We start from the raw sequence: 26160 nt of genomic DNA on the forward strand, positions 1-26160 counted from the left end.
CCATGAAAAACGCGTTCGTCCTGTGGCTCGCGCTGGCGCTTGCGGTGCCCGCCCTGCATGCGCAAGACACCGCCTTGGCCGCTGGCCAGCAAAAGTTCCTTGGCAGTGCCTATGGCAAGAAGCAGGCGCCGGACTTTGCCAGCTACTGGAACAAGGTCACACCGGAAAACGCGGGCAAATGGGGCAGCGTAGAGGCGGTGCGTGGCGAGATGAACTGGACCGCGCTCGACGAGGCATACCACTTCGCCAAGTCGCATGGCATGCCATTCCACATGCACGTGCTGGTCTGGGGCCAACAGCAGCCCGCGTGGATCAGCAAGCTGCCACCTGACGAACAACGCCGGGAAATCGAGCAGTGGTTTTCCTCCGTCGCGGAACGCTATCCGGACGCGGATTTCGTGGAAGTGGTCAACGAGCCTCTGCAGCACCCACCCACCGGGGGCCATAAGGACAGCGGCAACTACATGCAGGCGCTGGGCGGCAGCGGCGCCACGGGCTGGGGCTGGATCATCAACGCGTTCCGCATGGCACGTCAGCACTTTCCCCACGCCAAGTTGTTGATCAACGACTACAGCATCACGCGTAGCAACAGAGATACCCAGCGCTACCGCCAGATCATCGAGCTGTTGCAGAAGGAGCATCTGATCGACGGCATCGGCTTGCAGGAGCACGCGTTCGAGACCACGCCCGACGTACCGCTGTCGGTGCATCGCGCGAACCTGGATGTGCTGGCGGCGACGGGCTTGCCGATCTATATCACCGAGCTCGATATCGATGGCCGCGACGACAGCCAACAGCTCAAGAACTACCAGCGCGTGTTCCCGCTGTTCTGGGAGCATCCGGACGTCAAGGGCATCACGCTATGGGGTTTCCGACCGGGCCTGTGGCGCGACAAGCAGGGTGCCTACCTGGTCCGCAAGGATGGCAGCGAGCGCCCGGCACTGGTCTGGTTGCGTAACTACGTGCATGGCGAAAACGCACCCGTTACCGGAGAATCACGTCCGCAAGCGCATTGATGTCCAGAGAGGTCCCATAGCGCCGATCCGTCCATTCGCCACTTTCATCTCGCCGCATCACTTGAAGAGAAACGTACTCCCGCCATGAATACCGGAACGCATCCCCTGGCCTTGCATGAAGATCGCCTGTTCTCGTCCGATGCCGTGCAGCGTGCGATCGCACGCCGCTTGTATGCGCTGGTCGCCAAACTGCCGATCATCAGCCCGCATGGCCATACCGATCCGTCGTGGTTCGCCGACAACCAGGCCTTCGCCAACGCGACCGAGCTGCTGCTGCTGCCGGATCATTACGTGTTCCGCATGCTTTACAGCCAGGGCATTTCGCTGGACGCGCTTGGCATCCCGCGTGGCGATGGTTCCCGTGCCAGCGTCGATCCGCGGGAAGCATGGCGCCTGCTCGCGAAGAATTTCCACTTGTTCCGTGGTACGCCGTCATCGATGTGGCTCAACCATGTCTTCCATGACGTGTTCGGCCTGCGCGTGCGGCTGGATGCGAGCACGTCCGATCAGTACTACGACCACATCACCGAGGCGCTGCAACAGCCCGCCTTCCGTCCGCGTGCCTTGTTCGAGCGCTTCAATATCGAATTGATCGCCACGACGGAATCGCCGCTCGATCCTTTGCTGCACCACGCCGCCATTCGCGAGAGCGGATGGGGTGGCCGCGTCATCACGGCATACCGGCCGGATCCCGTGGTCGATCCCGAGCACGAGCAGTTCCCGTTCGCCCTGAAAGCCTTCGGCGAGATCACCGGAGAGGACGTCTATAGCTGGAGCGGCTACCTGCGCGCGCATCGCCAGCGACGCGATTACTTCGCCAGGGCAGGCGCGACCTCGACCGATCATGGGCATCCGAGTGCGGCGACCGCCAATCTATCGCCAGCCGAAGCGAGCAAGCTGTTCGACAAGGTCGTCAGCGGCAAGGCCACGGCGGCGGACGCGGAACTGTTCCGCGCGCAGATCCTCACCGAGATGGCCGCCATGAGTCTCGACGACGGCCTGGTGATGCAGCTGCACCCCGGTTGCTTCCGCAATCACAATCACCAGCTGTTCGAGCGCTACGGCCGCGACAAGGGCGCCGACATGCCGCTGCGCACCGAATACATCCAGGCGCTCAAGCCGCTGCTGGATCGCTTCGGCAACGAGCCGGGCTTCAAACTGATCCTGTTCACCCTGGACGAAAGCACCTATAGCCGCGAGCTGGCCCCGTTGGCTGGCCACTATCCCGCGCTCTTCCTGGGACCGGCGTGGTGGTTCCACGATGCGCCGGAAGGCATGTGGCGTTTCCGCGAACAGACGCTAAGCAGCGGCGGCTTCTACAACACCGTCGGTTTCAACGATGACACGCGCGCCTTCCTGTCGATTCCGGCGCGTCATGACGTGGCGCGCAGGGTCGATTGCGCGTTCCTCGCCAAGCTGGTGGCTGAGCACCGCATGGATGAGGACGAGGCGGCGGAGTTGGTGGTTGATCTCGCCTATAACTTGCCGAAAAAGGCCTACAAACTTTAAGGACATCGCTCGTCGTCCCTTCACCGTCATCCCAGCGGAAGCTGGGATCCAGCGCCTTTCGCTCTGCTGTGGCGTGGACGCGACCCGGCCCGCCGCAGGCGAGCCCGGTCGCTGAGCCCCTCATACAGGGCGACAAAACCACGACATAATCAGCGTCATCGCGAGCACCCGCCCCTCACCCCAACCCTCTCCCCGCAGGGGAGAGGGAGCTGAAGGCAAAGAGCGCAGTCGCCGTCATGTCGACATGACTCAGTGATAGCGATAAAGCCGGACCCGAAACACACCGAACTTCCCCGAGGGAAGGCGAAGCTCGCGTCCCTGGTTGCTGTCGTCGCCGTTAATCGTCCGACCCGCCTTCCAAACACCGCCTTCGTATTGGCCTTCCTGGATGGATTCGATCCCGGCGATGGGGTTGGCCGGATCCTTCGACACAAACGTCAGGATCATGCCCGTGCCGGCCACGATGAACTCGTCTGCACCCAGTCGCACGATCAGGCCGCCGTGGGCGCCAGGCAATTCGGCTTCTTCCTTGGCGCCAACCGAGATGCCGGGAAGCTGTTTGAAATGGACGTCGAACCGGTAGGGGTCGAAAGCCACCTGCTGCGGAGAAAGATCGACGGTGCCGTCGAACGCGGTGGGTGTGCGAATGCCGACCAGCTTGCCGGTGCCCTGGTTGGCAAGCACCAGCGGGGACAGCTGTTCGATGACGCCATAGGCCTCGCCCAGCGTGGCGGTATCCTCGGCTGAAAGAAACTCAGGTGCGTAAGGCGAGAAGCCCATCGCCCGCAGGCTGCCGAACGCATAGAACGCATTCGCCGCGATGTCCGCCGCGCTGACCCGGCCGGTTTCGGGAATAAAGAATGCCTGCCCGGGCCGTGCGTATTTGTTCGCCCATTCGACAAAGTTCGGGAAGTAGAGATCGGGTGCGAGAAAATCGAGGGCGGGCGCGGCGGCCTTCCAGACGTCGAACACCTGCGGCAGGGGGCCGCCGCTCGGGTACTGGCCGGGCAGTCGGCCAGGTCGCATCAGAGCAGCATTGACGAACATCGGCAGCGCATACACCGCCTTGCCGCTCGCCGCGACCTTGCCGGTGTAGCTTGCCTCGGTCCACGCGTTGAACAGCTCGTCGGTCTGGGGGCTTTCGCCGAAGGTCGCGGCCCAGCTGGCCCCGGTCTTGTAGCCATGGGCTTGCCACGCCTGGCGCAGTGGCGGCGCCAGCGCGTCCTTGTGCGCGGCGAGATAGTCGGTCAACCGAGCCGGCACCGACGCGGCGAAAGCGGCATTCGCCGCCGCGCTGTGGTCGCGTGCCTCCGGCAGCATGCCGACTTCGTTTTCGACCTGCACCATCAGCACGGTGTGCTCGTGTGCATCGGTGTCTTTGAGGTGCTGCATCAGCGCAGTAAAAGCGCGGGTATCGGCGTCGAGATTGGCCTGGCTCAACGCCGAGAGTATTTCGAGGCCGCTGCCGTCCGTGCGCGCGGCGCGAGGAAAGCGTGCCTGGTCGCGCTTGACCCAGGCCGGCGCGTAACTGGACATGCTGTTCTTCCAGCTGCCGAACCAGAGCAGCGCGAGCTTCATCCGGTGCTGCCGAGCGGTTGCGACCAGGTGGTCGATGCTGGAGAAATCGAAGTGCCCCTCCTGTGGTTCGATCAGCTCCCAGTAGGCGGGAGCGAGCACCGTGTTGAGATGCATGGCCTGGAGCCTGGGCCACAGCTCTTGCAGGTAGTCCGGACTGGAAGCCGATGAATTTTCCAGCTCGCCACCGCGTAGCAGAAAAGGCGCGCCGTCGACGATCAGCTGGGTCGTACCATGCTCAAGGCTCAAGTGTGGCGTGGCCGCGGTGGCTGGCTTGTCCGCCGCAAAAACGGCCGGGCCGGAGAGGCTCAGCGCACACAGCAGCAGTCCTGCTTGCTTGAACACCGGCTTGATCTTATTCAACACGGTATGTCTCCCCGCCGGCATAGTGGCCTCAGTCAGTCGGCCCAGTGGACCGCTACCAGCGCGCTCGTCACGGCCGCTGGCGTGGCATTGCCGAGCACGGCGTAGGCATCACTCAGGGCCGTCATAAAGCGCTTGTCGGCCGAGAGCGGGGCGAAGACCGTGTCGAGCTGGAGGAAGGCCGCGACGTCGCCGCCTGGATCGCCAGTGGTGGCAGCGGCAAGGCTGGAAAGCACATCGTTCAGCGGGTCGACCAGGGCCACGCCGTTGCGTGCCTGTCTGCGCACGAAATGCATCCACGCGGCGATGGGCAGGCATAGCGGCGCTATCGGTCGGCCCAGCGCGAGCGCATCGCCAATGGTGCTGAGCAAACGTACCGGCAACTTCTGCGAGCCGTCCCAGGCGATCTGCGAGAGGCGATGGCGGATCGACGGATTGCGGAAGCGTTCGAGGATCGCATCGATATAGGCGCCGGCATCCATACCCTCGGGCAGGGCGATGGCCGGCGCGATGGAGTCGCGCATCAGTCGCGCCACGAAACCCGCGAGCCTTGGCTCGCTCATGGCATCGCCGACGGTCTCGAGGTCCATCAAGGAGCCCAGGTAGGCCAGCGACGAATGCGCGCCATTGAGCAGGCGAAGCTTGGCGCGGTCATAACCGGCGATGTCATGGCTCATGGTGACGCCGACGCACTCGAACGGTGGGCGCTCGTTGCAGAAGCGGTCCTCGATCACCCACTGCGTATACGTCTCGCGCTGGATCGGCCAGGCGTCCACGCAGCCGAGCTCGCCCTGGACGCGCTCGCGCAGCGCATCGTCGGAAGCCGGCGTAATGCTGTCCACCATCGAGCAGGGAAAGGCCACCTCGGCCTCGATCCAGTCGGCCAGGTCGGCATCGATGCGCCGCGCATACTGCAGGACGGCGCGGCGCAGACGATGGCCGTTGTCGGCAAGATTGTCGCAACTGAGCACGGTGTACGGGGCCAGTCCAAGCTTCTGGCGCGCGCGCAGGCCGGCGACGAGATAGCCGATGGCGCTATGCGGCGATGCGGGCGAGGCGAGGTCATGCACGATGTCGGCATGGCTCACGTCGAGGTCCTGGCCAGCTAGGCAATAACCCTTTTCGGTAATCGTCAGCGTCACCAGTCGAACCGCGGGATCGGCGAGTCGGGCCAGTACGGCGGCTGGTTCCTCGCGCGCGCACAGCAACTCTCGGATCGAGCCGATCACGCGCAGCTGGCTTTGTTCGCCCAGCAGGGCGAGCGTGTACAGGCCGTCTTGCGGTTGCAGCGCGTTGCGTACGTCGGCGCTGTGCAGGGACACGCCGCAGATCGCCCAGTCCGGATGATCGGTCAGCAGGTCGTCGAGATATACCGCCTGGTGCGCGCGGTGGAACGCGCCGGGGCCGATATGGACGATGCCGATGCGGGTATCGCCTGGCCTATAGGCCGGTTTGAGTACCGATGACGGCAAGCCGGCCAGCGTTTTCAAGGACAGTCGCGTGGCCTGCTGCGATGGGATCTCGGCCATCAGCGCTTCACCTCGAAACCGCCCTGGGCGAGGAAAGCGCGCATATCGGCCTCACGCAACAAGTTGACGTCGCCGGGTACGGAATGTTTGAGGCAGGCGGCTGCGATGGCGAAGTCGAGCGCGTCCTTGTCACTCATATGGCGCAGCAAGCCATGCAGAAGGCCGGCCGCAAACGCATCGCCGCCGCCAATGCGGTCAACGATGCCGCTCAGCGCATACGCCTTCGTGCTCAGCACGCGTTCGCGCACGGCCAGCATGCCTGCCAGTTCCTGGTGGTCGACACTGCGGTGCTTGCGTTCGGTCGCCGCCATATGGCGCAGGCGCGGCCACGCGGCGAACGCGGCGGCTGCCGCCGCTGCAAAGCGCTCCGCCGCGGTCTTGTGTGGAAAGTCTGTGCCGAGGATCAGGGCCACGTCGCGGTCGTTGCCAAAGATCAGGTCGGCCTCGGCCACGATCTCGCGCAGCAGGGCCGGTGCTTCCATCACCCGCGCACCCCACAGCTTGCTGCGGAAATTGCAGTCGAACGAAATTGCCACGCCGGCCTCGCGCGCCGCCCGCGCCGCGGCCAGGGCTGCTTGCGCGGTGGGTTTGCCCAGGGCCAGGTTGATCCCCGACAGGTGCAGCCACTGTGCGCCGGCAAGCAGGCGTGGCCAGTCGTAAGCCTTGGCCGGGGTACGCGCGAATACCGAATCCGCGCGATCGTAAAGCACCTCGGAAGGACGCTGCATCGCACCCGGCGAAAGGAAATACAGCCCCATGCGACCGTCGGCATAACGCAGGCCGGCGGTATCCACGCCATGGCGCCGCAACTCGCCGGCGCAGGCATGACCGAGCGTGTTGTCCGGCAGCGCGCTGACCATCGCACTGTCATGGCCAAGAATGGCCAGCGACGCCGCTACATTCGCTTCGGCGCCACCGAAGTGTGCATCGAAGCGCGGTGACTGCAGCGGCAATTCATGCCCCGGTGGCGACAGCCGCATCATCAGTTCGCCGAAGAAGATGATCCGGTTTTTGCCGTTGTTGTTCTTGGTTTCGTTACGCATTGCGTTTTCCATTAGTGCTGGACGACGACGTCCTTGACCAGGCGGATATCGGCGCTGGATGCGCCGATCTGCACCTGGTAGTTGCCCGGATCGACGGCATACGCATGCCGCACGTCGTCGTAATACTTGAGATCGTTGGCGGGCGAGATATCGAAGCTGACGCTACGCTCCTCGCCCGGTTGCAGGTTGATGCGCTGGAAGCTGCGAAGTTCCTTGGTCGCCCGCACATGTGGCGTATTCAGCGGGCGCAGGTATAGCTGGACGACTTCGTCTCCGGCGCGCTGGCCCGAGTTCTTCACTTTCAGCGTGACCTTGAGGTGATCCTTCGCCGCGACTTGGTTGCGATCGAGCTGCAGGTCCGAGTAAGTGAAGTGCGTATACGACAGACCATGGCCGAACGCATACAGCGGCTCGCCCTTGAAGTAGCGATAGGTGCGTCCGTTCATGCTGTAGTCATCGAAGGCCGGCAGCTTTTCGTCGCCCTTGTAGAAGGTCACCGGCAAACGCCCGGCGGGATTGACGTCGCCGAACAACACATCGGCGACGGCATTGCCGCCGCGCTGACCCGGATACCAGGCGAACAGGATTGCCGGCACATGCTGCTTGGCCCAGTCGACGGCCAACGCTGAGCCCGCGGTCAACACCAGCACCACGGGCTTGCCTGTCGCCTGCAAGGCTTCGAGCAACTTTTCCTGCGTCTGCGGCAGGCGCAGATCGGTGCGATCGCCGCCCGCAAAGCCAGGATAATTGACCTTCATCTCCTCGCCCTCGACGTCGCCGGTCAGGCCGCCCACGAAGACGACCACGTCGGCATGGCGCGCCGCCTCGAGCGCTTCCTCGAACGGCGGCTTGGCACCCGGCAGGCGCCAGGCCAGCTGCACGTCGGCATTCTTGGCACCCTTCGCGTATTCCAGGCGCAGATCGTAGGTCTTGCCTGCGACCAGATCGACGAAGGCACTTTGCCTGGGCGGATGAACGCCGGTGTCCCAGGCGTCAATCAGCGGATGGCCGTCGAGGACCAGGCGGAAACCGTCGCTGGCAGCGGCGCTCAATTCGTAGCGGCCCGATACCGGCGGCAGCAGCTGACCGCTCCAGCGCACGCTGAAGTGATTGCTTTCCAGAGCCTGCGAGGCGGGCAATTCGCCACGGCTGATCAGGTCGTCCACCGGGGTGCTGTGATCCCAGCGAAAACTGACCTTGGCATCGGTGCGCGTCAGTACCGGCGAAGACACAAAGTCGTTGCCGCGGAAATACTCACCCTTGAGGCCGTGCTCGGTGGCGTTGGCCGAGGGGCGCAAATAGACGGGCTCGATCAAGGTCGCCGCGCCCGGCCCGTTGAGGCCTTCGACCAGGGCGGCGCCGTGGGCATAGGTCACTTGCGCGTTCGGCACGGCCTGGCGGATACCTTGCAGGATCGTCACCGGCGCAGCCGGCGTGCCGTAGTAATTGCCCAGCAGTGGCGCGACCTCGTCTGCGTTCGGGCCGATTACCGCGATGTGGCGTAGGTCGTGCGAAAGCGGCAACACGCCATCGTTCTTCAGCAGCACGATCGATTCTTGCGCGGCGCGTCGCGCCAGCTGGTCATGCGCCGGCGACTGATTGACGGAGTAGGGAATCTGCGCATAGCGCACCCGTTCAGGTGGGTCGAACATGCCAAGACGGAAGCGCGTCAGCATCAGTCGCTTGAGCGCGGCGTCAATCTCGCCCTCGCTGATCAAGCCCTGTTGCACGGCCTGGGTCAGCGCCGCATAGGTTTTGCCGCAGTTGAGATCGTCGCCGTTCTTCACCGCCAGCGCCGCCGCCTGTTCGGCGGTAGGCACGATCTTGTGCTGGAGATAGATATCCTCGACCGAGTCGCAGTCGGAGACGACGTAGCCGTTGAAGCCCCAGCGCTTGCGCAGGATGTCCTGCAGCAAGCGGGGACTGGCCGAGGCCGATTCGCCGTTGACGCGGTTGTACGCGCCCATCACCGCATCGACCTTGGCCTCCTGTACCAGGGCCTGGAAAGCCGGCAGGTAGGTTTCGAACAAATCGCGTTCGCTGGGATGCACATCGAAATGATGGCGGTCCGCTTCGGGGCCGCTATGCACGGCGAAGTGCTTGGCGGTCGCGTCGAGTTTCCGATAGGTCGGATCGTCGCCTTGCAGGCCACGCACGAAGTTCACGCCCATGCGCGAGGTAAGGAACGGGTCTTCGCCGTAGGTTTCCTGTCCCCGACCCCAGCGCGGGTCGCGGAAGATATTGATGTTCGGCGACCAGAAGGTCAGGCCCTCATAGCGGGCGTGCATGTCGTGCCGTTCGAACTCGTTGTACTTGGCGCGCGCTTCGTCGCTGATCGTGGTGGCCACCTGGCCCATCAACGCCGTATCGAACGTCGCCGAAAGTCCAATCGCCTGGGGGAAGACCGTGGCCTGGCCGGCACGAGCAACGCCGTGCAAACCCTCATTCCACCAGTCATAGGCGGGTACGCCCAGACGCGGAATCGCAGGGGCACTGTTCTGCATCTGCGCCACCTTTTCCTCCAGCGTCATACGCGCGACGAGATCGGCGGCGCGCTCCGCGAAGCTGCGGTTGAGGTCGAGGTAGGTGGGTGTCGGTGCAGGCGCGGCCGTAGCGGGCACGCAGAAGGCCTGTGCGCTTACCGTGAGCAAGGCGGCGGCCATAATCGCGCGCCAGGTCGGCAACGACGAACCGGGGAGCCGAGCCATCGACACATTCTTCAAGCTGTTGTGCATGTTCATTGCTTCTTATTCGTTCCCAAGCTGGCGCGCATAAGGCCCCACGACGGCGCCGACGAAACCGCCGGCGACGTCGGTGCTGAGCAGGGTTCCGTCTTCGTCGCGACGTAGCCACTTCCAACCGGAGCCGTCGTCATACGCGAATGAATAGGCGCCGCCGTCCGCAGCGATCTTCAGTTTCAGTTGCTTGGTTTCCTTCGGCAGTACCGTCGTAGCGACGAGTGCCTGGTCGTCACCACGGTGACGAAGAAGCGACACCACCACCTGGTCGCCGACGCGCTTCGCACCAAAGGCGTACCAGTAATGCTCGTTCTGGAAGCTCGCGATGCCCGCCTCGGTTCCCGCCTGCGCCGGCAGAGTCAGCGAGGTACTGGCCTCAAACACCAGATGCTGCTGTCGCCGCGCGAGGAAGGACGGATTGCGCAGCGTGTCCAGGCCTTCCGGCAGCGGATGGATCGCCAGTTTGCCGGGATGGCTGTGCAGGTCGGCCCATTCCTGTTTCGGCACGCGCACGTACATCCAGACCGGATCGAGCGTGGTGCTGGCAAACCCATCGCGCCAGCTGAAGTTGCCGCTCAATGACGTCTGAGTTGCATCGCGCTGCATGGACGTCGGGCCCGCTACGATCTGCGGAATCGCGCGGCCATGCGGCAGGATGATGGGCCAGCCGTCCTTCCAGGTCACCGGCAGCAGGAAGGTCTCGCGCCCGGTGTTGTAGTGCACGCGATCGTATGCGCGGCTGGCCAGGAATACGGCCCACCAGCTGCCATCGGGTGTTTCGACCAGGTTGGCGTGGCCGGCATTGGTGATTGCGTCGGCACGATCCTCTGGAAGATCGCGCTGGGTCAGGATCGGATTGTCCGCATAAGGAACGTACGGTCCCCATACGGAGCGGCTGCGCAGCACCACCTGCGAGTGCTGAGGTCCGGTGCCGCCTTCGGCGCAGACGAGGTAGTACCAGCCCTCGCGCTTGTACACGCGCGGTCCCTCGATCCAGATCGGCTTCTTCGACAGGTCGACGCCGCCGTTGATCACCACTCGACGCGGACCGACTGGCTTGTAATGGGCCAGATCGAGTTCCTGCATCCAGATCGCGCGATGCCCCTCGTACAGCGGCTTCCCTTCGGGCGCGTCGTTGTTGAGCAGGTAGACCTTGCCATCGTCGTCGAAGAACAGCGACGGATCGATGCCACCGATGCTTGGCAACCAGATCGGGTCGGACCACGGGCCGGCTGGATTCTTGGCGGTGGCGATGAAGTTGCCGCCGCTGTCGACGGCGGTATTGGCCACGTAGAACGTGCCGTCGTGGTAGGCGATGTTCGGCGCGAACACGCCCCGCGACAGGCTCAAGCCGTCGAAATTCAGCTGGGACGGACGATCGATGACGTGGCCGATCGGCGTCCAATGCACCAGATCGCGGCTCTCGTACACCGGAATGCCGGGAAAGTAGCCGAAGCTTGAGGTGACCAGGTAGTAGCGGTCGCCGACCCGGACCACGCTGGGGTCCGGATTGAAGCCGGCGAGTATGGGATTGCGATACTGGTCCGGCGATACCGGCTGCTCGAATGCCGTGTCGTGGCCGCGATACTCGAACCAGTCAAACAGCACCGGTTCCTGCGCGCGCGCAGACATGCCGGCCATGCCGATGAGCAGCATGAGGCCGGCGCGAAGGGAAGCACGCTTGCTTCCCCTTGGCGAAAATACTTTGCGTTCGGCGAGGCCGAGTAGCCGGGACAGTGCCATCACCAGTCCCACATCGAGCCGTCTTCCAGGCGCGCGATCGGCAGCTGCTTCGGCGCGTAGGGATAACGCGCCGCCAGCTTCTCGTCGATGGTGACGCCGTGTCCCGCCGATTCGCCGCAATGCAGCCGGCCTTCGCGGAAGAAGTAGTTGTGTGGGAATACTTCGTTCGTTTCGTCCGAATGGAACATGTATTCCTGGATGCCGAAGTTCGGCACCCAGGTATCGAAGTGCAGCGCGGCGCCCATGCATACCGGCGACAGGTCGGTGGCGCCATGGAAGCCGGTGCGCACCTGATGCAGCGCGGCGAAATCGGCCAGACGGCGCAGATGGGTGATGCCACCGCCGTGCACGATGGTGGTGCGAATATAGTCGATCAGCTGGTTCTCGATCAGGTGCTTGCAGTCCCAGATCGAGTTGAACACTTCGCCTACTGCCAATGGCGTGACCGAATGCTGGCGGATGATTTCGAAGGACTTCTGGTTCTCCGCCGGGGTGGCGTCTTCCAGCCAGAACATCCGATACGGTTCCAGGCTGCGCGCAAGCCGTGCCGCTTCGATGGGCGTCAGGCGATGGTGCGCGTCGTGCAGCAGCTCAACACCGGTGCCGTGATCGGCGCGTAGGCGTTCGAACAGCTGCGGCACGATCTCCAGGTATTTCGGCGTCGACCACACCGTTTCGGCTGGCAATTCGCTTTCGGCAGGCTCGTAGGGCTTGCCGCCGCTGGAAATGCCATAGGCCTTCTTCACGCCCGGCACGCCGCATTGCGCGCGCACCGCGAGGAAGCCCTGCTCGATATAGCTGGCGACCTGTTCGCTGGTTTCGCTGATGTCCCGGCCATTGGCGTGGCAGTACACCAGCGCGCCTTCGCGCGAACGCCCGCCGAGCAGCTGGTACACCGGCATGCCAGCCAGCTTGCCCAGGATGTCCCACAGCGCCATATCGACCGCGGCAATCGCCGTCATGGTCACCGGACCGCGCCGCCAATAGGCACCGCGATAAAGGAACTGCCAGATGTCTTCGATGCGGCCCGCATCGCGCCCGATCAGGTTCGGTACGACGTGTTCCTGCAGGTAGGCGGCCACGGCCAATTCGCGGCCATTGAGGGTGGCATCGCCGATGCCGCTGATGCCCGAGCGGGTTTCGATCTTCAGCGTGACGAAGTTGCGCCCCGGGCAGGTCACGATGACGCGCGCGGCGATGATTTCGCGGTCGCGCACCGAACCGTTGGCGGTGACTTCAGGGGAGGGGGTGGTGCTCATGGCCGGGTTCCTTGCTTGGCTTCTTGTGTTGGCGTGATGGGCAGCTCGAACGGCCCGGCCGGCAGGCCGGAGCCGTCGTAAAGGGTGCAGATCGGGCTATCGGCCCAGCAGTAGCGCACGCGCTTGATCTCGCTGGCGGGAAGGGCCGCGCGCAATACGACCTGATTGCCGTGGATATCGGCGCTGGCGTAGTGGCAGGAGTCCGCCTGGGCTCCGCATAGTTCGAAGCCGACCGGGTTGTCCGCGCCATAGACGACCAGCTTGTCGGTGACATCGCCGAACGTGAGCGTTACCGCATCGCCGTTGTGCTGTGCCGACGTGGGCACCGGACCGGACGGCGGCAGGGTCTCGCCATAGATCACATGGCGCGCTGCGCGGGCGAGGCGCCGCCCCAGTTCCTGCTTGTTGGCCGGATGGATGTCCGAGCGCTCGCCGATATCGACTGCCACGGCGAGACCCGAGTGCGGGTCCTGCGCGGCAGCGAGGCGCTGCGCCTCGCGCACCTGGGCCGATCCGCTTTCTACCGGGTGGGTCGGCGCCGCACCATAACCGGCGAGCTGCACGATCAGCATCGGCAGGTTCGCACCGAAGCGCGCGCGCAGATCGCTACGCAGGCCGTCGAGCAGAGCAAGGTAGTTCGACGCGTGACTCGTGTTCGATTCGCCCTGGTACCACAGGATGCCGCGCAGGCCGTAGTTGCCCAAGGGCGCGATCATGCCGTTGTGGATCGTGGTCAGGCCGGAGGTCGACAGCCATGGCGGGCTCGGCGGCGGTCCGTAGGACGAAGGCACCATCTGGTACTGCCAGGCGTCGCCCAAGGCAACCGTCGAGCCGTCGGCTAGGCGCAGTGCGCGCTTGGCCGTGGGGCCATAAAGGCCGTCGTCGCGATAGGTGCCGAGTACATTGATGACGACAAGGTTGTCGCCCTCATGCAGTACGCCGGGCGGCAGCGTGTAGGAGCGATCGTCGCCGCCATAACCGGTGCCCACCCAATGACCATTGACCCAGGTCTGGTCGGCCTCGTTGACCGTGCCCAGCGACAGCACCGCGCCCTGCGCCGCTTGTTCTGCGGTCAGCTTTACCGTGGTGCGATACCACAGCATGCCGGTGAAGTTCGCCAGCTCAGGCATCTCCCAGCGCTGCCAGGCGCCACGATCGAGCGGGGCCGGGCGCCAGCCGTCATTGACGAGGTGCGCGGGGTTCCACGGTTCGTTGGTCGCGCTGACGCCGGGGCGCGAACGCCACCAGTCCTGCCACAGGCGCGCCCACTGCTCGCCAGCGCGTGCGCGGTCCTTCGCGTACAGATCGAGCAGGTCCAGCGAGGCGTCGTAGCCGCCGACCTTGCGCAAGGCCTGCGCGCTCATCCACGGCTCGATGCGCGAACCGCCCCAGGCCGAGACGATCAGGCCCATCGGCACCTGCACGGTCTTCTGCAGCTCGCGTGCGTAGTAGTAGCAGGCGGCGGAAAACTCAGGAATGTTTTCCGGCGTGGTCTTCAGCCAATGATTGGCGGCAGGGATGCTGTCCTGTGGCGTGACGCTGCTGATGTTGTCGACCGTCAGCATGCGGATGCGGTCGTTCGATGCGTTCTGGATTTCAGAGCGCGAGTCCAGCGTGCGCTTGACCTGCAACACCATGTTGGATTGGCCGGTACACAGAAACACATCGCCGACCAGCACGTCATCGAGCGTCTGCGAGCTGCCGTCCGCCGCCGTCACCTTGAGGGTATAGGGGCCACCCGCCGGCAACGCAGGCAGCGAGGCCTGCCAGCGGCCACTTGCATCGGCTCGGGCGCTTGCGCGCTTGCCGGCGAAGGCGATCTCCAGCTTCTCGCCCGCTTGGGCATTGCCCCAGACAGGATTGACGCGGTCGCGTTGCAGCACTGCGTGATCCTGGAAGAGCGTGTTCAACAGAGGCGCATCGTCGCTCTTGGCCTGCGCGTTGAGCGCGCTGAAGCCAAGCAATGCGGCAAGCACGGCTGCGCTGCGGCGAGCCTTGAATGGAATGGGCATAGCGTGGGTCACCATGGTCAATGGCCAGGAACGTACGGAAAGGAAAGCGACTGGTAATACTCAAGCGGATGCTGTGGAGGCGCGAAGCCTGGTGGCAACGGCAGGCCGGAGACACTCTGGAAGTAGGCGATGCTGGCATCGCGCCACCATTGCGCCTCCTTCTCCTGGATGGCCAGGAAGGCGGCGACCTGACGGTAACGCTCAGGATCGATATGGCCATCCAGATGACTCCAGGTCGCGCGCATCTGCTTCACTTCGTCGACGCCGCGGGTGTAATGCGCCACCAGCTCGTACCAGAGCGTCTGGCCCGAATGCATGCGGTAGTCCCACGGCAGGTGGTGGAACCAGAGCAGGTCTTGCTCCGGCGTCTGCGCCGCATCATTGAACTGCGCCGCGAGCGGCCCCGCGTACTGGGCAACCGCGTTGCTGCCGCTGCTGTCGCGGTCGAAGCCGATGCCGTGGCTGTCCGCGCGGTGGTAGTAGACCGGGGTCCAATCGGCTCGCGGACCGCCGGCAAACCATGGCTGCGGGCCGTAATGATGGCCATTCCCCATCAGGTGATGCAGGCCCAGTGGCGTCATGTAGTCGACCACCGCCTCGCGCGACACCATCATCATGTCGACGACGGGTTTGACGAAGGCCTCGTCATTGCTGAAGGTCATGCGCACCCATTCCTCGGCGATGGCGCGCGAGGACAGCGACGGGTTCCAGGCCAGGCGACCGAACGCGAACCAGTTGGCCTGATTGAATTCCGAACCGGACCAGTCGCGGTCGGTGCCGATATTGGCGACACCGGCCATGCCGGTCAGCGCGTAGCCATGCAGCGAACCGTCGATCACTTTGGCCACGGTGGAACCTTTGCCGTGCACCATGGTGTCGGCCTGCAAGGCCTCTTCGAACAGCGGGCCCAGATAGGCCAGATGCGTGGCGAAGCCCAGGTATTCCTTGGTGATCTGGAATTCCATCATCAGCGGCGTCTTCGGCATCGCGCCGAACAGCGGGCTGAAGGGCTCCCTGGGCTGGAAATCGATCGGCCCGTTCTTCACCTGCAGCAGCACGTTGGCGCGGAATTGGCCATCGAGCGGCTTGAACTCGGTATAGGCCTGCTTGGCGCGGTCGTCGGGCTGCTCGTGCGAATAGACGAAGGCGCGCCAGATCACGATGCCGTCATGCGGCGCCAGCGCATCGGCCAGCATGTTCGCGCCATCCGCGTGATTGCGGCCGTAGTCTTGGGGTCCCGGCTGGCCTTCGGAGTTGGCCTTGACCAGGAAGCCGCCGAAATCCGGCACGTACTTGTAGATTTCGTCGGCTTTCGCGCGCCACCAGCGCTGCACCTGCGGATCGAGCGGATCGGCGGTCTTCAGTCCGCCAAGTTCGATCGGCGAGCTGAAGCGAACGCTGAGGTAGACGCGAATGCCATAAGGGCGCAGCACGCCGGCCAGCGCCTTCACCTTCTCCAGATACAGCGGAGTCAGGATCTGGGCGTCGGCGTTGACGTTGTTGAGCACGCTGCCATTGATGCCGATGGAGGCATTGGCGCGCGCATAGTCGGTATAGCGCGGGTCGAGCCAGTCGGGCAGTTTTTGCCAGTCCCAGATCGAGTTGCCGGCATAGCCACGTTCCACGTGGCCGTCGAGATTGTCCCAGTGGTCGAGAACGCGCAGCTGGATATGCGGCGATTCGCGCAGATCGAGATGAGCGATCGATTGCGCTGTTTGCAGCAGGCGCAGGAAATGGAACGCGCCATACATGACGCCGACATCGTCATTGCCGACGATGACCGTCGCCGCATGGCCATTCACCACGACACTGCGGATCAGATAGCCCTCGTGGCCGAGATCCTTGGTATTCAAGCGCAGACCCGCGATCAGCGCTGATGATGCCGGCGTAGCGGCGATGATCGCGCCATCGCTGGTGACGCTATCCGACAGCGGCGGCGCATGGCCGAGCAGCCCACCCAGCCCGCGCAACAATTCCTGGCGGGTGACCGCTTGGGTGGGTGTCGCGGCGCCCGCGATCAATTGCGAGGCATGGATGCGATTTGCCTCGGCCTGCGCGGAAGCGAGCGGGCGGTAGCGTAACCACAGGTCGTAGCCATCCTCGGCGAATGCGTGGGTCGTGCATAGCGCCGCCGCCAGCATCAGCATGGCCAACGCGACGCTGCGGCAAAACGAGCGCTTGCGCGAATGGCCCGCGGGCATCGACGATGTCCCACGGATTGTCTTGCTGGCAGCAGATCCTGGTACCGCTAACATATGTAAGAATTTCCCCGTATCCGGTCCCATATCACGACTGATATCGATTTCGGTGGCCACCGCGACGCGACTTGTGCGGTTTCGAATCCGCTAGAAGGAAACGGCATTGAAGAAGACAAGCAAGAAATCGGTTCGTCGCAAGGGATTCGCCGTCACCATCGATGAGGTGGCGGCGCTGGCCAAGGTGTCGCCGATGACGGTGTCGCGCGTTATCAATGGTCACAGCACGGTGCGCGAATCGACCCGCGAGCGGGTCATGCAGGCCGTGAGTCAGCTGGGCTATATCCCGAACCAGGCGGCGAGTTCGCTGGCTGCCGCCCAGGATGCGCGTATCGCCCTGATCTACACCAACCCCAGTGCCGGCTACTTGCGCGAACTGTTGCTCGGCGCCTTGCACGGTACGGCGCGCACGGCAGCGCAGTTGGTGATCGATGACTGGGACGGGCTCGACCCCAGCGCCGAGCGCAAGGCGGCGCGCGCGCTCGCCAAAGGCGTGGCTGGCGTGATCCTGCCGCCGCCGTTGTGCGAGTCCAAGGTGGTGATCGAGGAGTTGGTCAATGCGGGCGTGCCGGCCGTGGCGATCGCCTCGGGACGCTTCAATCACGATATTTCCAGCGTCCGCGTCGATGACTTCCTCGCCAGCAAGGAGCTCACCGAATACCTGATCCAGATGGGGCACACGCGCATCGGATGCATCAAGGGCCATCCCAACCAAACCGCCAGCACGCGCCGCTTCGAGGGCTACCAGGCGGCGCTCAAGGAAGCCGGCATTCCGTTCGATACGGCGCTGGTCCAGCAGGGCTATTTCACTTATCGCTCCGCATTGCCCGCCGTGGAGACCTTGCTGGCCCTGCGCAAGCCGCCGAGCGCCATCTTCGCCGGCAACGACGATATGGCGGCCGCGGCGATCTCGGTGGCGCATCGACGTGGCTTGGATGTGCCGCGCGATCTCTCCATCGTGGGTTTCGATGACACGTCGGCCGCGACTACCGTCTGGCCCGAGCTCACCACCATCCGCCAACCGATCGCGACCATGGCGGACTCGGCCATCGACATCCTGCTGCGGACGATTCGCCGCAAGGAAAACGACACCCGGGTGGTGGTCGATCATGTGGTTGCGCATCAGCTGATCAAGCGCGATTCGGTCGCACCTTGCGCGGCGCCCGCCGGTAAGTTGCGGGGCTGACGAGCAGCCCCGCTTCTTATCAAGAGCCTCGGTGGGGCGAGGCTCGAACTCGGTGGGGCGAGGCTCGACCTCGGTGGGGCGAGGCCATGGGGCGGGGGCGAGCACGCGCTTCAGCCTTCCATCTGTTCCAGTTCCTTGCCGCGGGTCTCGTGCACATAGCGCTGCACGAAGAACACCGACACCACGGCAGCAGCGGCATAAAGGCCGTAGGCGCCGGCCAGGCCGATGCCGGCCAGCAGGATGGGAAAACTCACGGTGATGACGAAGTTCGAGGTCCATTGCGCGGCGCCTGCCACGGCCAGGCCCGAGCCGCGAATCTGGTTGGGGAACATTTCACCCAGCATCACCCACATCACCGGCCCCCACGACATATTGAAAAAGGCCACGTAGACGTTGGCGGCGACCAGGGCCAGCGTACCCATCGGATGGGACAGCGCGAGCTTGCCGCTGGCGTCCAGCCCGGCATGGGCGAACGCGAAGGTGACCAGGATCAGGCTGATGGCCATGCCCAGCGAGCCGACCCACAGCAGCGGCTTGCGGCCCACCTTGTCGATCAGCATGACGGCAACCAGGCAGGCGCCGATGCTTAAGGCGCCGGAAAGCACATTGATCAGCAGCGCATCGCTCTCGGAAAAGCCGACGGCTTGCCACAACACCGCGCCGTAATAGAACACCACGTTGATGCCGACCAATTGCTGGAACGTAGCCAGGCCGACGCCGACCCAGACGATGGGGCGGATCTTGCCGCTGACCTTGTCCTTCAGGTCGGACAAGCGCGGGCGATGGCGGTCGTGCGCCAGCGAGGCGCCGATCTCGGCCAGCATGGTTCGCGCCTTGCTTTCGCCATACAGCTGGGTCAGCACCGCGGAGGCTTCCGCGTCGCGCTTCCTCACCACCAGGTAGCGCGGGCTTTCGGGAATAAACAGTAGCGAGACGAAGAACAGCGAGGAGGGCAGTGCCTGCATCCAGAACATCCAGCGCCAGGCGGCCTGATTCAGCCATAGCGCCTCGGTCGATGCGCCAGCCGCCTTTGCCAGCAGGTAATTGCTGAGGAAGGCGCAGAACAATCCACCGATGATCGCGATCTGTTGCACGGTGGCCAATCGGCCCCGATAGCGCGCCGGTGCGACCTCGGCGATATACGCCGGAGCGATCACGCTGGCGGCGCCGACGGCAAAACCGCCCATCACGCGCGCGGCGACAAACCACAACGCCGATCCCGCCGCACCCGCGCCAAGCGCCGAAAGCAGGAACAGCACGGCCGAGATGATCAGGACCGCGCGTCGGCCCCAAAGGTCGGACACGCGCCCGGCGAAAAACGCGCCGAGTGCGCAGCCCAGCAGCATCGAGGCGACGACCAGGCCGACTACGGTCGAACTGGCGTGGAACGCCGTGCTGAGTCCTTCGACCGTGCCGTTGATGACGCCGCTGTCGAAGCCAAACAAAAAGCCGCCAAGCGTGGCGACGCAACTGATCTGAACGATGAGCCGGGTGTTTTCCTCAGCCCTTGCGGGGAGGGCATTTTCGAACAGGACGTTTTCCATACTTTAGGTGTCTCTTGGCCATAGTCTGGGTTCCGTCCACCGAAGAGTTGTGGCCCGGCTCACCGTTGATGGCGTCTCTCCACGGGAGGGAGGAGAGACGCCATCCCGCTTTAACGCGACAGGTACTGGTTGAGCAGGTTCTCGTAGCGCTCCTGCTTGCCGCTACGCTGGGTCGGCTCACCGTTCTTCACGGCCAGGGCGCGCAGGTCGTCCAGGCTGAGCTTGGCCAGTTCGAAGTCGCGGCCGGGGCCGTTGTCGAAGCTGGCATAGCGATCGGCGCGCCACTGTTCCCACGGCGATGCCGTCAACAATCCATGGGCGACTTCCAGGCCACGGGCGAACGAATCCATGCCACCGATATGGGCCAGGAACAAATCGTCGGCATCGGTCGACTCGCGGCGCACTTTGGCGTCGAAGTTCAGGCCGCCCGGTGCCAGTCCACCCTGACGCAGGACCACCAGCATGGCCCCGACGGTGTCGTACAGGTCGCTCGGGAACTGGTCGGTATCCCAGCCGTTCTGCGCATTGCCACGATTGGCGTCGATGCTGCCGAGCAGGCCGTGATTGGAAGCCACCTGCAGATCGTGCTCAAACGTATGGCCAGCCAGCGTGGCGTGGTTCGCTTCGATGTTGAGCTTGAAATCCTTGTCCAGGCCGTGCTGTTGCAGGAAACCGGCGACGGTGGCGGAGTCGAAGTCGTACTGATGGTTCATCGGCTCCATCGGCTTGGGCTCGATCAGGAAGTTGCCCTTGAAGCCGATGCTGCGCCCATAGTCGCGTGCCATGGTCAGGAAGCGCCCGAAGTGCTCCAGCTCACGCTTCATATTGGTGTTGTGCAGCGAGGCGTAACCTTCACGGCCACCCCAGAACACATAGTTGCTGCCGCCGAGTTCGACGGTGGCATCCAGGGCCGCCTTGATCTGCACGGCCGCGCGCGACACCACCGCGAAATCGGGGTTGGTCGCCGCACCATTCATATAGCGAGGATGGCTGAACAGGTTCGCCGTACCCCACAGCAGCTTGACGCCGGTGGCGTTCTGGCGCTCCTTGGCCAGCGCGACCATATGCTTCAGGTTCTTCTCGTACTCGCCGATGTCATCGGCATCCGGTGCCATGTCGATGTCGTGGAAGCAGTAATACGGCACGCCGAGCTTGGTGAAGAATTCGAATGCGGCATCGATCTTCGCTTCGGCGCGGCCGAGCGGCGCGGACTCCACGTCCCACGGATAGTGGCGCGTGCCCGGACCAAACGGATCGTGGCCCATGTTGCAGAAGCTGTGCCAGTAGCAGACTGCGAAGCGCAGATGCTCGGCCATGGTCTTGTCGCCGATCTTCTTGTTGGCGTCGTAGTGCTTGAACGCCAGCGGGTTATCCGACTGGCGACCTTCGAACGGAATGCTGCCGATACCGGGGAAGTATTCGCGTTTGCCGATAAAAGGAGTGCTCATGAGGTTCAAATCCTTGTCGAGGAGTGCGGGCGTCGGAGTCGGCGACGCATCAAACGGTGTGCGTGGATTAACGATTCGCGTAGAACGAGACGGCTGCGCCAAGATGGCGCAGGAATTGGCGATAGGGGTTTCGGTAAGCGGCGGCGGCTTTGGCGTCCGGGCGCGTCGAAAGCGCGGGCTCGATCAGGACATGCTCGCGCGTGAGGTCGGCAAGCTCCGTGCTTCCTCCAGTCGCGTGGTCATGGGCCCATAGGGCTTGCAACGCCGCACCAAAGGCGGCGCCTTCGGCCTGGGTGGGTACATCCACCGGGAGCTCGAATACGTCGGCGACCATCTGCCGCCACGCGGCACTATGGCTGCCACCGCCGGTCAGGCGGATCGCGTCGAAGTGCAGGCCGGCCTTCAGCCATGCGTCGTAGCCGTTGCGCAACGCGTAGGTCGCGCCTTCCATGGCAGCGCGATACGCGTTGCCGCGCGTCAGGTTGGCCATATCCACGCCATGCAGGCTGGCGCGTGCGTTCGGCATATCCGGCGTGCGCTCGCCGTTGAAGAACGGCAGCATCACCAGGCCGTCGGCGCCAGGTGCGGTATCGGCCATCACCGTGTCGCCGTCACGGCTGCTGAAGCCGAACGCGCGCGCCACGCTTTCGGTGGCGACGGTGCAATTCATCGTGCAGATCAGCGGCAACCAACCACCCGTGGATGAGCAGAAGGCAGCCCATTCGGCCGTGTCGCTCACCACCGGATGATCGGCGTAGGCGAATAGCGTGCCGGACGTGCCCAGGCTCATGCTCAAGACGCCGGGCACAACGTTGCCGGTGCCGATCGCCGCCATCATGTTGTCGCCGCCGCCGGCGGATACGCGCACGTTGCGCGGCAAGCCGAGTTCATCGGCGATGGCCGGCGCGATGGTAAAGCTCGCGTCAGCCTCGACCAGCGGCGGCAGGCACGCGGCGAGGTCACGTTGCTGATCCGTCGCCGCCAGCATGGACGAGGACCACTGACGCGTACGCACATCCAGCCAACCGGTACCCGACGCGTCGCCGTATTCCATCCAGCGTTCGCCGGTGAGCCAGAAGTTCACGTAGTCGTGCGGCAGCATGATCGTCGCCAGCTGCTGATAGACCGTTGGCCGGTGCTTGCGTGTCCACGGCAGTTTCGATGCGGTATAGCCGGCCAGGATGGTATTGCCGGCCAATGCCACACTCCGCTGGACGCCGCCAGCGTTCGCGGTGATCTCGTCGCATTCAATCTGGGTACTGGTATCGCACCACAACTTGGCGGGTGCCAAGACCTTGCCGGCAGCGTCGACCGGCACGAAACCATGTTGCTGCCCCGATACGCCAACAGCGATCACGCGCGCGCGCAGGCTCGTATCGAGTTTTGCGAAACAGGCGCGGATCGCATCGATCCACCACTCGGCGTGTTGCTCGCGACTTCCATCGTCACCAGCGATCAATTCCAGCGCGTGACCATGCGTGGCGACGACGCGACGTAGCGAAGGATCGTAAGCGACAAGCTTGACGCTCTGGGTACCAACATCAAGTCCAACAACAAGGCTCATCTGCGTTCCACGACGATAAATGTTAGCGCTACCACTTAAGCTAACGGAGAAGTATGAGGCTGGCAAGAACAGCTATAGGGTCATTTGCAGTGAGCGAAAAACGAAGGGCCGCCGGGGCGACGAGGTCGCGAGTGAAATGCCGTGCGGCACTGCAAAAATTACGTCGGACAGACGTTCGAAGTGGCAGCATTGGGAGCGTTAGTCGCGCCCGCCCGGGATGACGAGGCTTGCGCGCCGCGCCACCCTAGACAGGCCTGGCCGCCGATGTAGTGGTGTTCGCAAGCCGCGTCGTTATGCCAATTCAGGTCGCGCGTTCGCGATGGAGCACGCATGAGGAACGAGGGTGAGCGCGTCGAACGCGAGCGTCGCTTTCTCTCGCTCTGGTAGGTTTGTGGAAATGCTGTGCTGCATCAGAGGTCGCACTCTCAAAGCGGCGTGACACGAGCTGGCGGCGTCCGATCCCCGGAACCGGGAGGGCGGGCTCGACGATGCTTCATTGAGCCGAGCCGCTCATGGGGGGGGCAGGGGGGACCTGCTGGTCCGGCGTGCCGGTGTCCTGCCAGGTACCCGCGCGATCCTGACGGCCGGGGCATCGGTGGCAAAAGCAGGGCCGCTCGGCTGGCAGCCAGTGGAGCGGGTTCGCACGCAAAACCGCGCGCCGTCTCACATGAGCGGTTAACCCGTGGACGGATTCGTGATGTAAGCACCGACCCCAAATCGCGCCGTTGCGCGATACGAGCTTGCGACCAGCCATGCGCCACCGGCAATCGCAAACGAGATGGTCAGTGCCGTCCACTGGGTTCGATCGGTCGGTGTGGCGATCACCCCCGGACCCCAGACGAGCAGCGTGATGATGCTCAGCATGGTCGCTTCCAGCGTGGCGGCCAGGCGCGGAACGACGCCGAGAAGGATGGCCATGCTGGCGGCAATGCTTCCGGCACCGGTCAGGTAGACCCAGGCCAGGCGAAACGGCAGCCAGGCCGGGACGAAGGCGACGGTCTGTTCGCTATAGAAGAAATGGGAGAGCCCGATCATGGGCAGCGAAAGGGCAAACACCACTCTCGCGCAGCGGATGCCCGTCTTGCCGGTGATGCAGCCGAGGCCCTTCCGCCTGCCGCTATCGGCCAGTGATGCGTGGAGAGTCCATCCGCCAGCGAAGATCACGGCAATCTCGCCGAAGCCCAGCCAGGTAGCCTCCAACTGCGGCATGACCACCACGGCCGGCACTTTCAGCAACAGCCAAAACAGCAAATAGACGGCCAATACGGCGGCAGTGATTCTGGCCGTGCCTCGAAAGAGCAAACCCATACCGGTGATCAATTCGATGACGGCGCAGGCATAGGCAAGCAGCTGTCGGCCTGGCAAATGCTCGATCGGGATGCGTTGCCAGACCAGGGCGACGTCGCCATAGATCAGCCCCAGGACACCCAGGCCGATCATGGTCAGCGCGAAGAACACGCGCGCCAGGCCGGGGCTTGCCGCGGAGCTCTTGCGGCGGTCGTCGGTACTCAGCACCGGCGATCCGAATCGCGTGTGGCCCGGTCGAGCTGATCTTTCCATACCCCGTCTCCTTCACTGTGTGAGTAACACGCGGACATCGGTGCTGGCACGGTTCCAGCTGGCGTTGGTACGAACGTGAGCAGGCTTGCTTAAGGCTGGTTGATCAAGGAACGCCCGATAGGCGCTGCGCCAGTTCGACGCTGCGTGGTGCGGCGAGTCCCCCGTAACGCGTGTCGATCTGGTCGAGCAGTTGTCTTGCCGGCCCGGTGGCGCCGTTGGCGATCAGGCCTTGGGCTTGGTCGAGCTGTTGGCTGAGCAGGCTGTCCATGGTGGCACGGCAGCTGGCGAGTTTGCCCGGTTCCGCCGGCCGATGCACGGCGAGCGACTTCAGTGCACGTTCCAGCGACGCGCCATCGGCCAGCTCGTGGCCCGCCCAGGGCCTGGGTTCGTTGTCGACATCGAATACGCAGCACGCCTGCAGTGATCGCCGGCTCTGCTTGTCGGCATCCTCATGGAAGGCATCGCGCTGGCCGGTGAGGTAGACCACGCGCGTCGCTTCCTGGAACCTGTAAAGCAGGTCTCGGGGCGGAACGGGGACCTGCTCGCCGATGACATCGCTGCCCGCTTCGAGCAGGGCGCCGTGGAACAGGTCGGGATAACCGAGGGCCAGCCGAAGGGCCACGCGGGAGCCGCCGGAGAAGCCGCCGACGTAAACCCTGGAAGGGTCGACGTGATAGCGCGATATGACATTGTGTGCCGCCAACAGCGCGAGTGGGTCGCGCCGGTCGAGCACGTTGGCATCGTTGCCGGACTGGGCCGCGCTTACCAGGATGACGCCGAGTCGATCCAGCGCAGGTATCCAGCGTGGCGGGACTTCGGCTTGCGACCAGGGCGGCACGAACACCAGCAACGCATAGCCGTCGGGAGGTTCGTGCGCCGGGACATAAAGTGCGAAGCGCTCCCGTGCCAGATCGATCGGCTGCTCGCTGACGCTTACATGCGATGCTTCGGCCTGTTGCTGCAGGCGCAGCGCGTTCAACGGACTGACCAGGCGGCGCGCGAGTTCCGCGCTACTCGCGTAGGTCGAGTACTGCGTAAACGTCACATCGCTCAGCAGGCCCGTCCTCCCGGCGGCAGGGTCCCCTGCTGCTGCCGTCAGCGGCATCAGTAACATGCTCAGCGGAAGCAGATAACGCCAGATCATCGGTGCAGGCTAACATCGGCACCGTGGCGCGGCATTGGCCACAACCGGTAGTCGAGCCGCTCGATGCCTGATTTTTGAGCGAACCCGCCCTCCCGCCAGGCAAGTCTCCGGACTTGATCTCCCCGCTCATCCATGTGACGCGCGGCTGCCTGCGGGCCGGTCGCGACGAGGGTAGCGATGCGGGAGCGCATCGGGCACATGATCGGTCGCACCCGTGTGGTGAAGCCAGCATGCGGCTTGCGGCCGTATGAAGTCTCAGTGGGACGCAGCGGGTGTTTCGACCTCCTGCTCGAGCGCCGAACTTCTCGCTCCTGCTCCTTCTCCCCTTCGGGCGACCCGAAGGTAGTCCTTGTGGGGGAGAAGGTCGGGATGAGGACGGGTGCTTGCGATAGCGCGACAAACGCGCCTATTCGCCAGCGTGCCGCTTACGCAGCGGGCGTTTCGACTGCCTGCCGGCAGCCGAGTTACTTTTCTTTTGCTGGCCCAAAAGAAAAGTAACCCAAAGAAAATGGCCTCTAGAGCTGGTAGCACTCCGTGGGATAGAAGCGTTGGACGGTTTACGCGAGCAGACAGTTGGCTGCCCAAGGCGAGACACAGCGGCTACACCGCAACGCGCCAAGGCGGTGAAGACTTAAAGCAGGTCCGGCCGACGGTCGAAACGGTTGCCGTAGC

16 protein-coding genes are annotated in these 26160 nt (G+C 64.2%); 3 read left to right on the forward strand and 13 right to left on the reverse strand.

Features of this window, described 5'->3' with window-relative positions:
- The first annotated feature begins 2 nt into the window (after positions 1-2).
- Both OUZ30_RS17520 and uxaC read left to right on the forward strand, forming a co-directional pair.
- Entirely contained in the window at positions 3-1016 is a 1014-nt protein-coding gene (locus OUZ30_RS17520; RefSeq protein WP_266183727.1) for an endo-1,4-beta-xylanase, read from the forward strand.
- An 84-nt stretch (positions 1017-1100) separates the two neighbouring features.
- Positions 1101-2525, forward strand: coding sequence for a glucuronate isomerase (gene uxaC, locus OUZ30_RS17525; protein WP_266183728.1), 1425 nt, complete (start codon positions 1101-1103; stop codon positions 2523-2525).
- Between the two features lie 249 nt (positions 2526-2774).
- Here uxaC and OUZ30_RS17530 read toward each other — a convergent pair whose 3' ends face one another.
- The 8 genes from OUZ30_RS17530 to OUZ30_RS17565 all read right to left on the reverse strand — a co-directional run bounded on the left by OUZ30_RS17530 (position 2775) and on the right by OUZ30_RS17565 (position 16934).
- Positions 2775-4466: a GH35 family beta-galactosidase gene (locus OUZ30_RS17530; protein WP_266183729.1), complete on the reverse strand. Its 1692-nt coding sequence runs from the start codon at positions 4464-4466 to the stop codon at positions 2775-2777.
- Between the two features lie 32 nt (positions 4467-4498).
- On the reverse strand, positions 4499-5992 hold the full coding sequence (locus OUZ30_RS17535; RefSeq protein WP_266183730.1) for a mannitol dehydrogenase family protein: 1494 nt from the start codon (positions 5990-5992) through the stop codon (positions 4499-4501).
- The gene (locus tag OUZ30_RS17540) at positions 5992-7035 is read right to left on the reverse strand and encodes a sugar kinase (RefSeq protein WP_266183731.1); all 1044 of its coding nucleotides are present in this window, start codon (positions 7033-7035) and stop codon (positions 5992-5994) included. The genes OUZ30_RS17535 and OUZ30_RS17540 overlap by 1 nt, the downstream gene beginning before the upstream one ends.
- Positions 7036-7046: 11 nt before the next feature.
- Positions 7047-9743: a beta-glucosidase gene (locus OUZ30_RS17545; protein ID WP_425601535.1), complete on the reverse strand. Its 2697-nt coding sequence runs from the start codon at positions 9741-9743 to the stop codon at positions 7047-7049.
- Between the two features lie 39 nt (positions 9744-9782).
- Positions 9783-11429 carry a glycoside hydrolase family 43 protein gene (locus tag OUZ30_RS17550; protein WP_266183904.1) on the reverse strand — a complete coding sequence of 549 codons (1647 nt, stop codon included), beginning with the start codon at positions 11427-11429 and terminating at the stop codon, positions 9783-9785.
- 86 nt (positions 11430-11515) lie between these two features.
- Positions 11516-12775: a D-mannonate dehydratase ManD gene (gene manD / locus OUZ30_RS17555; protein WP_266183733.1), complete on the reverse strand. Its 1260-nt coding sequence runs from the start codon at positions 12773-12775 to the stop codon at positions 11516-11518.
- Positions 12772-14787 (reverse strand): sialate O-acetylesterase, encoded by a 2016-nt coding sequence (locus OUZ30_RS17560; protein ID WP_266183734.1) that lies wholly within the window; start codon positions 14785-14787, stop codon positions 12772-12774. Before OUZ30_RS17560 ends, manD begins: the two co-directional genes overlap by 4 nt.
- Before the next feature lie 17 nt (positions 14788-14804).
- On the reverse strand, positions 14805-16934 hold the full coding sequence (locus tag OUZ30_RS17565) for an alpha-glucuronidase family glycosyl hydrolase (RefSeq protein WP_425601536.1): 2130 nt from the start codon (positions 16932-16934) through the stop codon (positions 14805-14807).
- Positions 16935-17235: 301 nt separating this feature from the next.
- Here OUZ30_RS17565 and OUZ30_RS17570 point away from each other — a divergent pair, with 301 nt between their 5' ends.
- Complete coding sequence (locus OUZ30_RS17570; protein WP_425601537.1) at positions 17236-18228, forward strand: LacI family DNA-binding transcriptional regulator; 993 nt, start codon at positions 17236-17238, stop codon at positions 18226-18228.
- Positions 18229-18338: 110 nt separating this feature from the next.
- Here OUZ30_RS17570 and OUZ30_RS17575 read toward each other — a convergent pair whose 3' ends face one another.
- The 5 genes from OUZ30_RS17575 to OUZ30_RS17595 form a co-directional block, all read right to left on the reverse strand.
- Positions 18339-19772, reverse strand: a complete 1434-nt coding sequence (locus OUZ30_RS17575) for a sugar porter family MFS transporter (protein ID WP_266183737.1) — start codon at positions 19770-19772, stop codon at positions 18339-18341.
- Between the two features lie 110 nt (positions 19773-19882).
- Positions 19883-21220: a xylose isomerase gene (gene xylA, locus OUZ30_RS17580; protein WP_266183738.1), complete on the reverse strand. Its 1338-nt coding sequence runs from the start codon at positions 21218-21220 to the stop codon at positions 19883-19885.
- 67 nt (positions 21221-21287) lie between these two features.
- A complete protein-coding gene (gene xylB / locus OUZ30_RS17585) occupies positions 21288-22784 on the reverse strand; it encodes a xylulokinase (RefSeq protein ID WP_266183739.1) in 1497 nt (498 codons plus the stop codon).
- 675 nt (positions 22785-23459) lie between these two features.
- On the reverse strand, positions 23460-24344 hold the full coding sequence (locus OUZ30_RS17590) for a DoxX family protein (RefSeq protein WP_266183740.1): 885 nt from the start codon (positions 24342-24344) through the stop codon (positions 23460-23462).
- Positions 24345-24447: 103 nt separating this feature from the next.
- Positions 24448-25488 carry an alpha/beta hydrolase family protein gene (locus OUZ30_RS17595; RefSeq protein ID WP_266183741.1) on the reverse strand — a complete coding sequence of 347 codons (1041 nt, stop codon included), beginning with the start codon at positions 25486-25488 and terminating at the stop codon, positions 24448-24450.
- Positions 25489-26160: the final 672 nt, after the last annotated feature.

This window comes from Dyella humicola (assembly GCF_026283945.1).
In the GTDB taxonomy this organism is placed as follows: Bacteria; Pseudomonadota; Gammaproteobacteria; order Xanthomonadales; family Rhodanobacteraceae; genus Dyella; species Dyella humicola.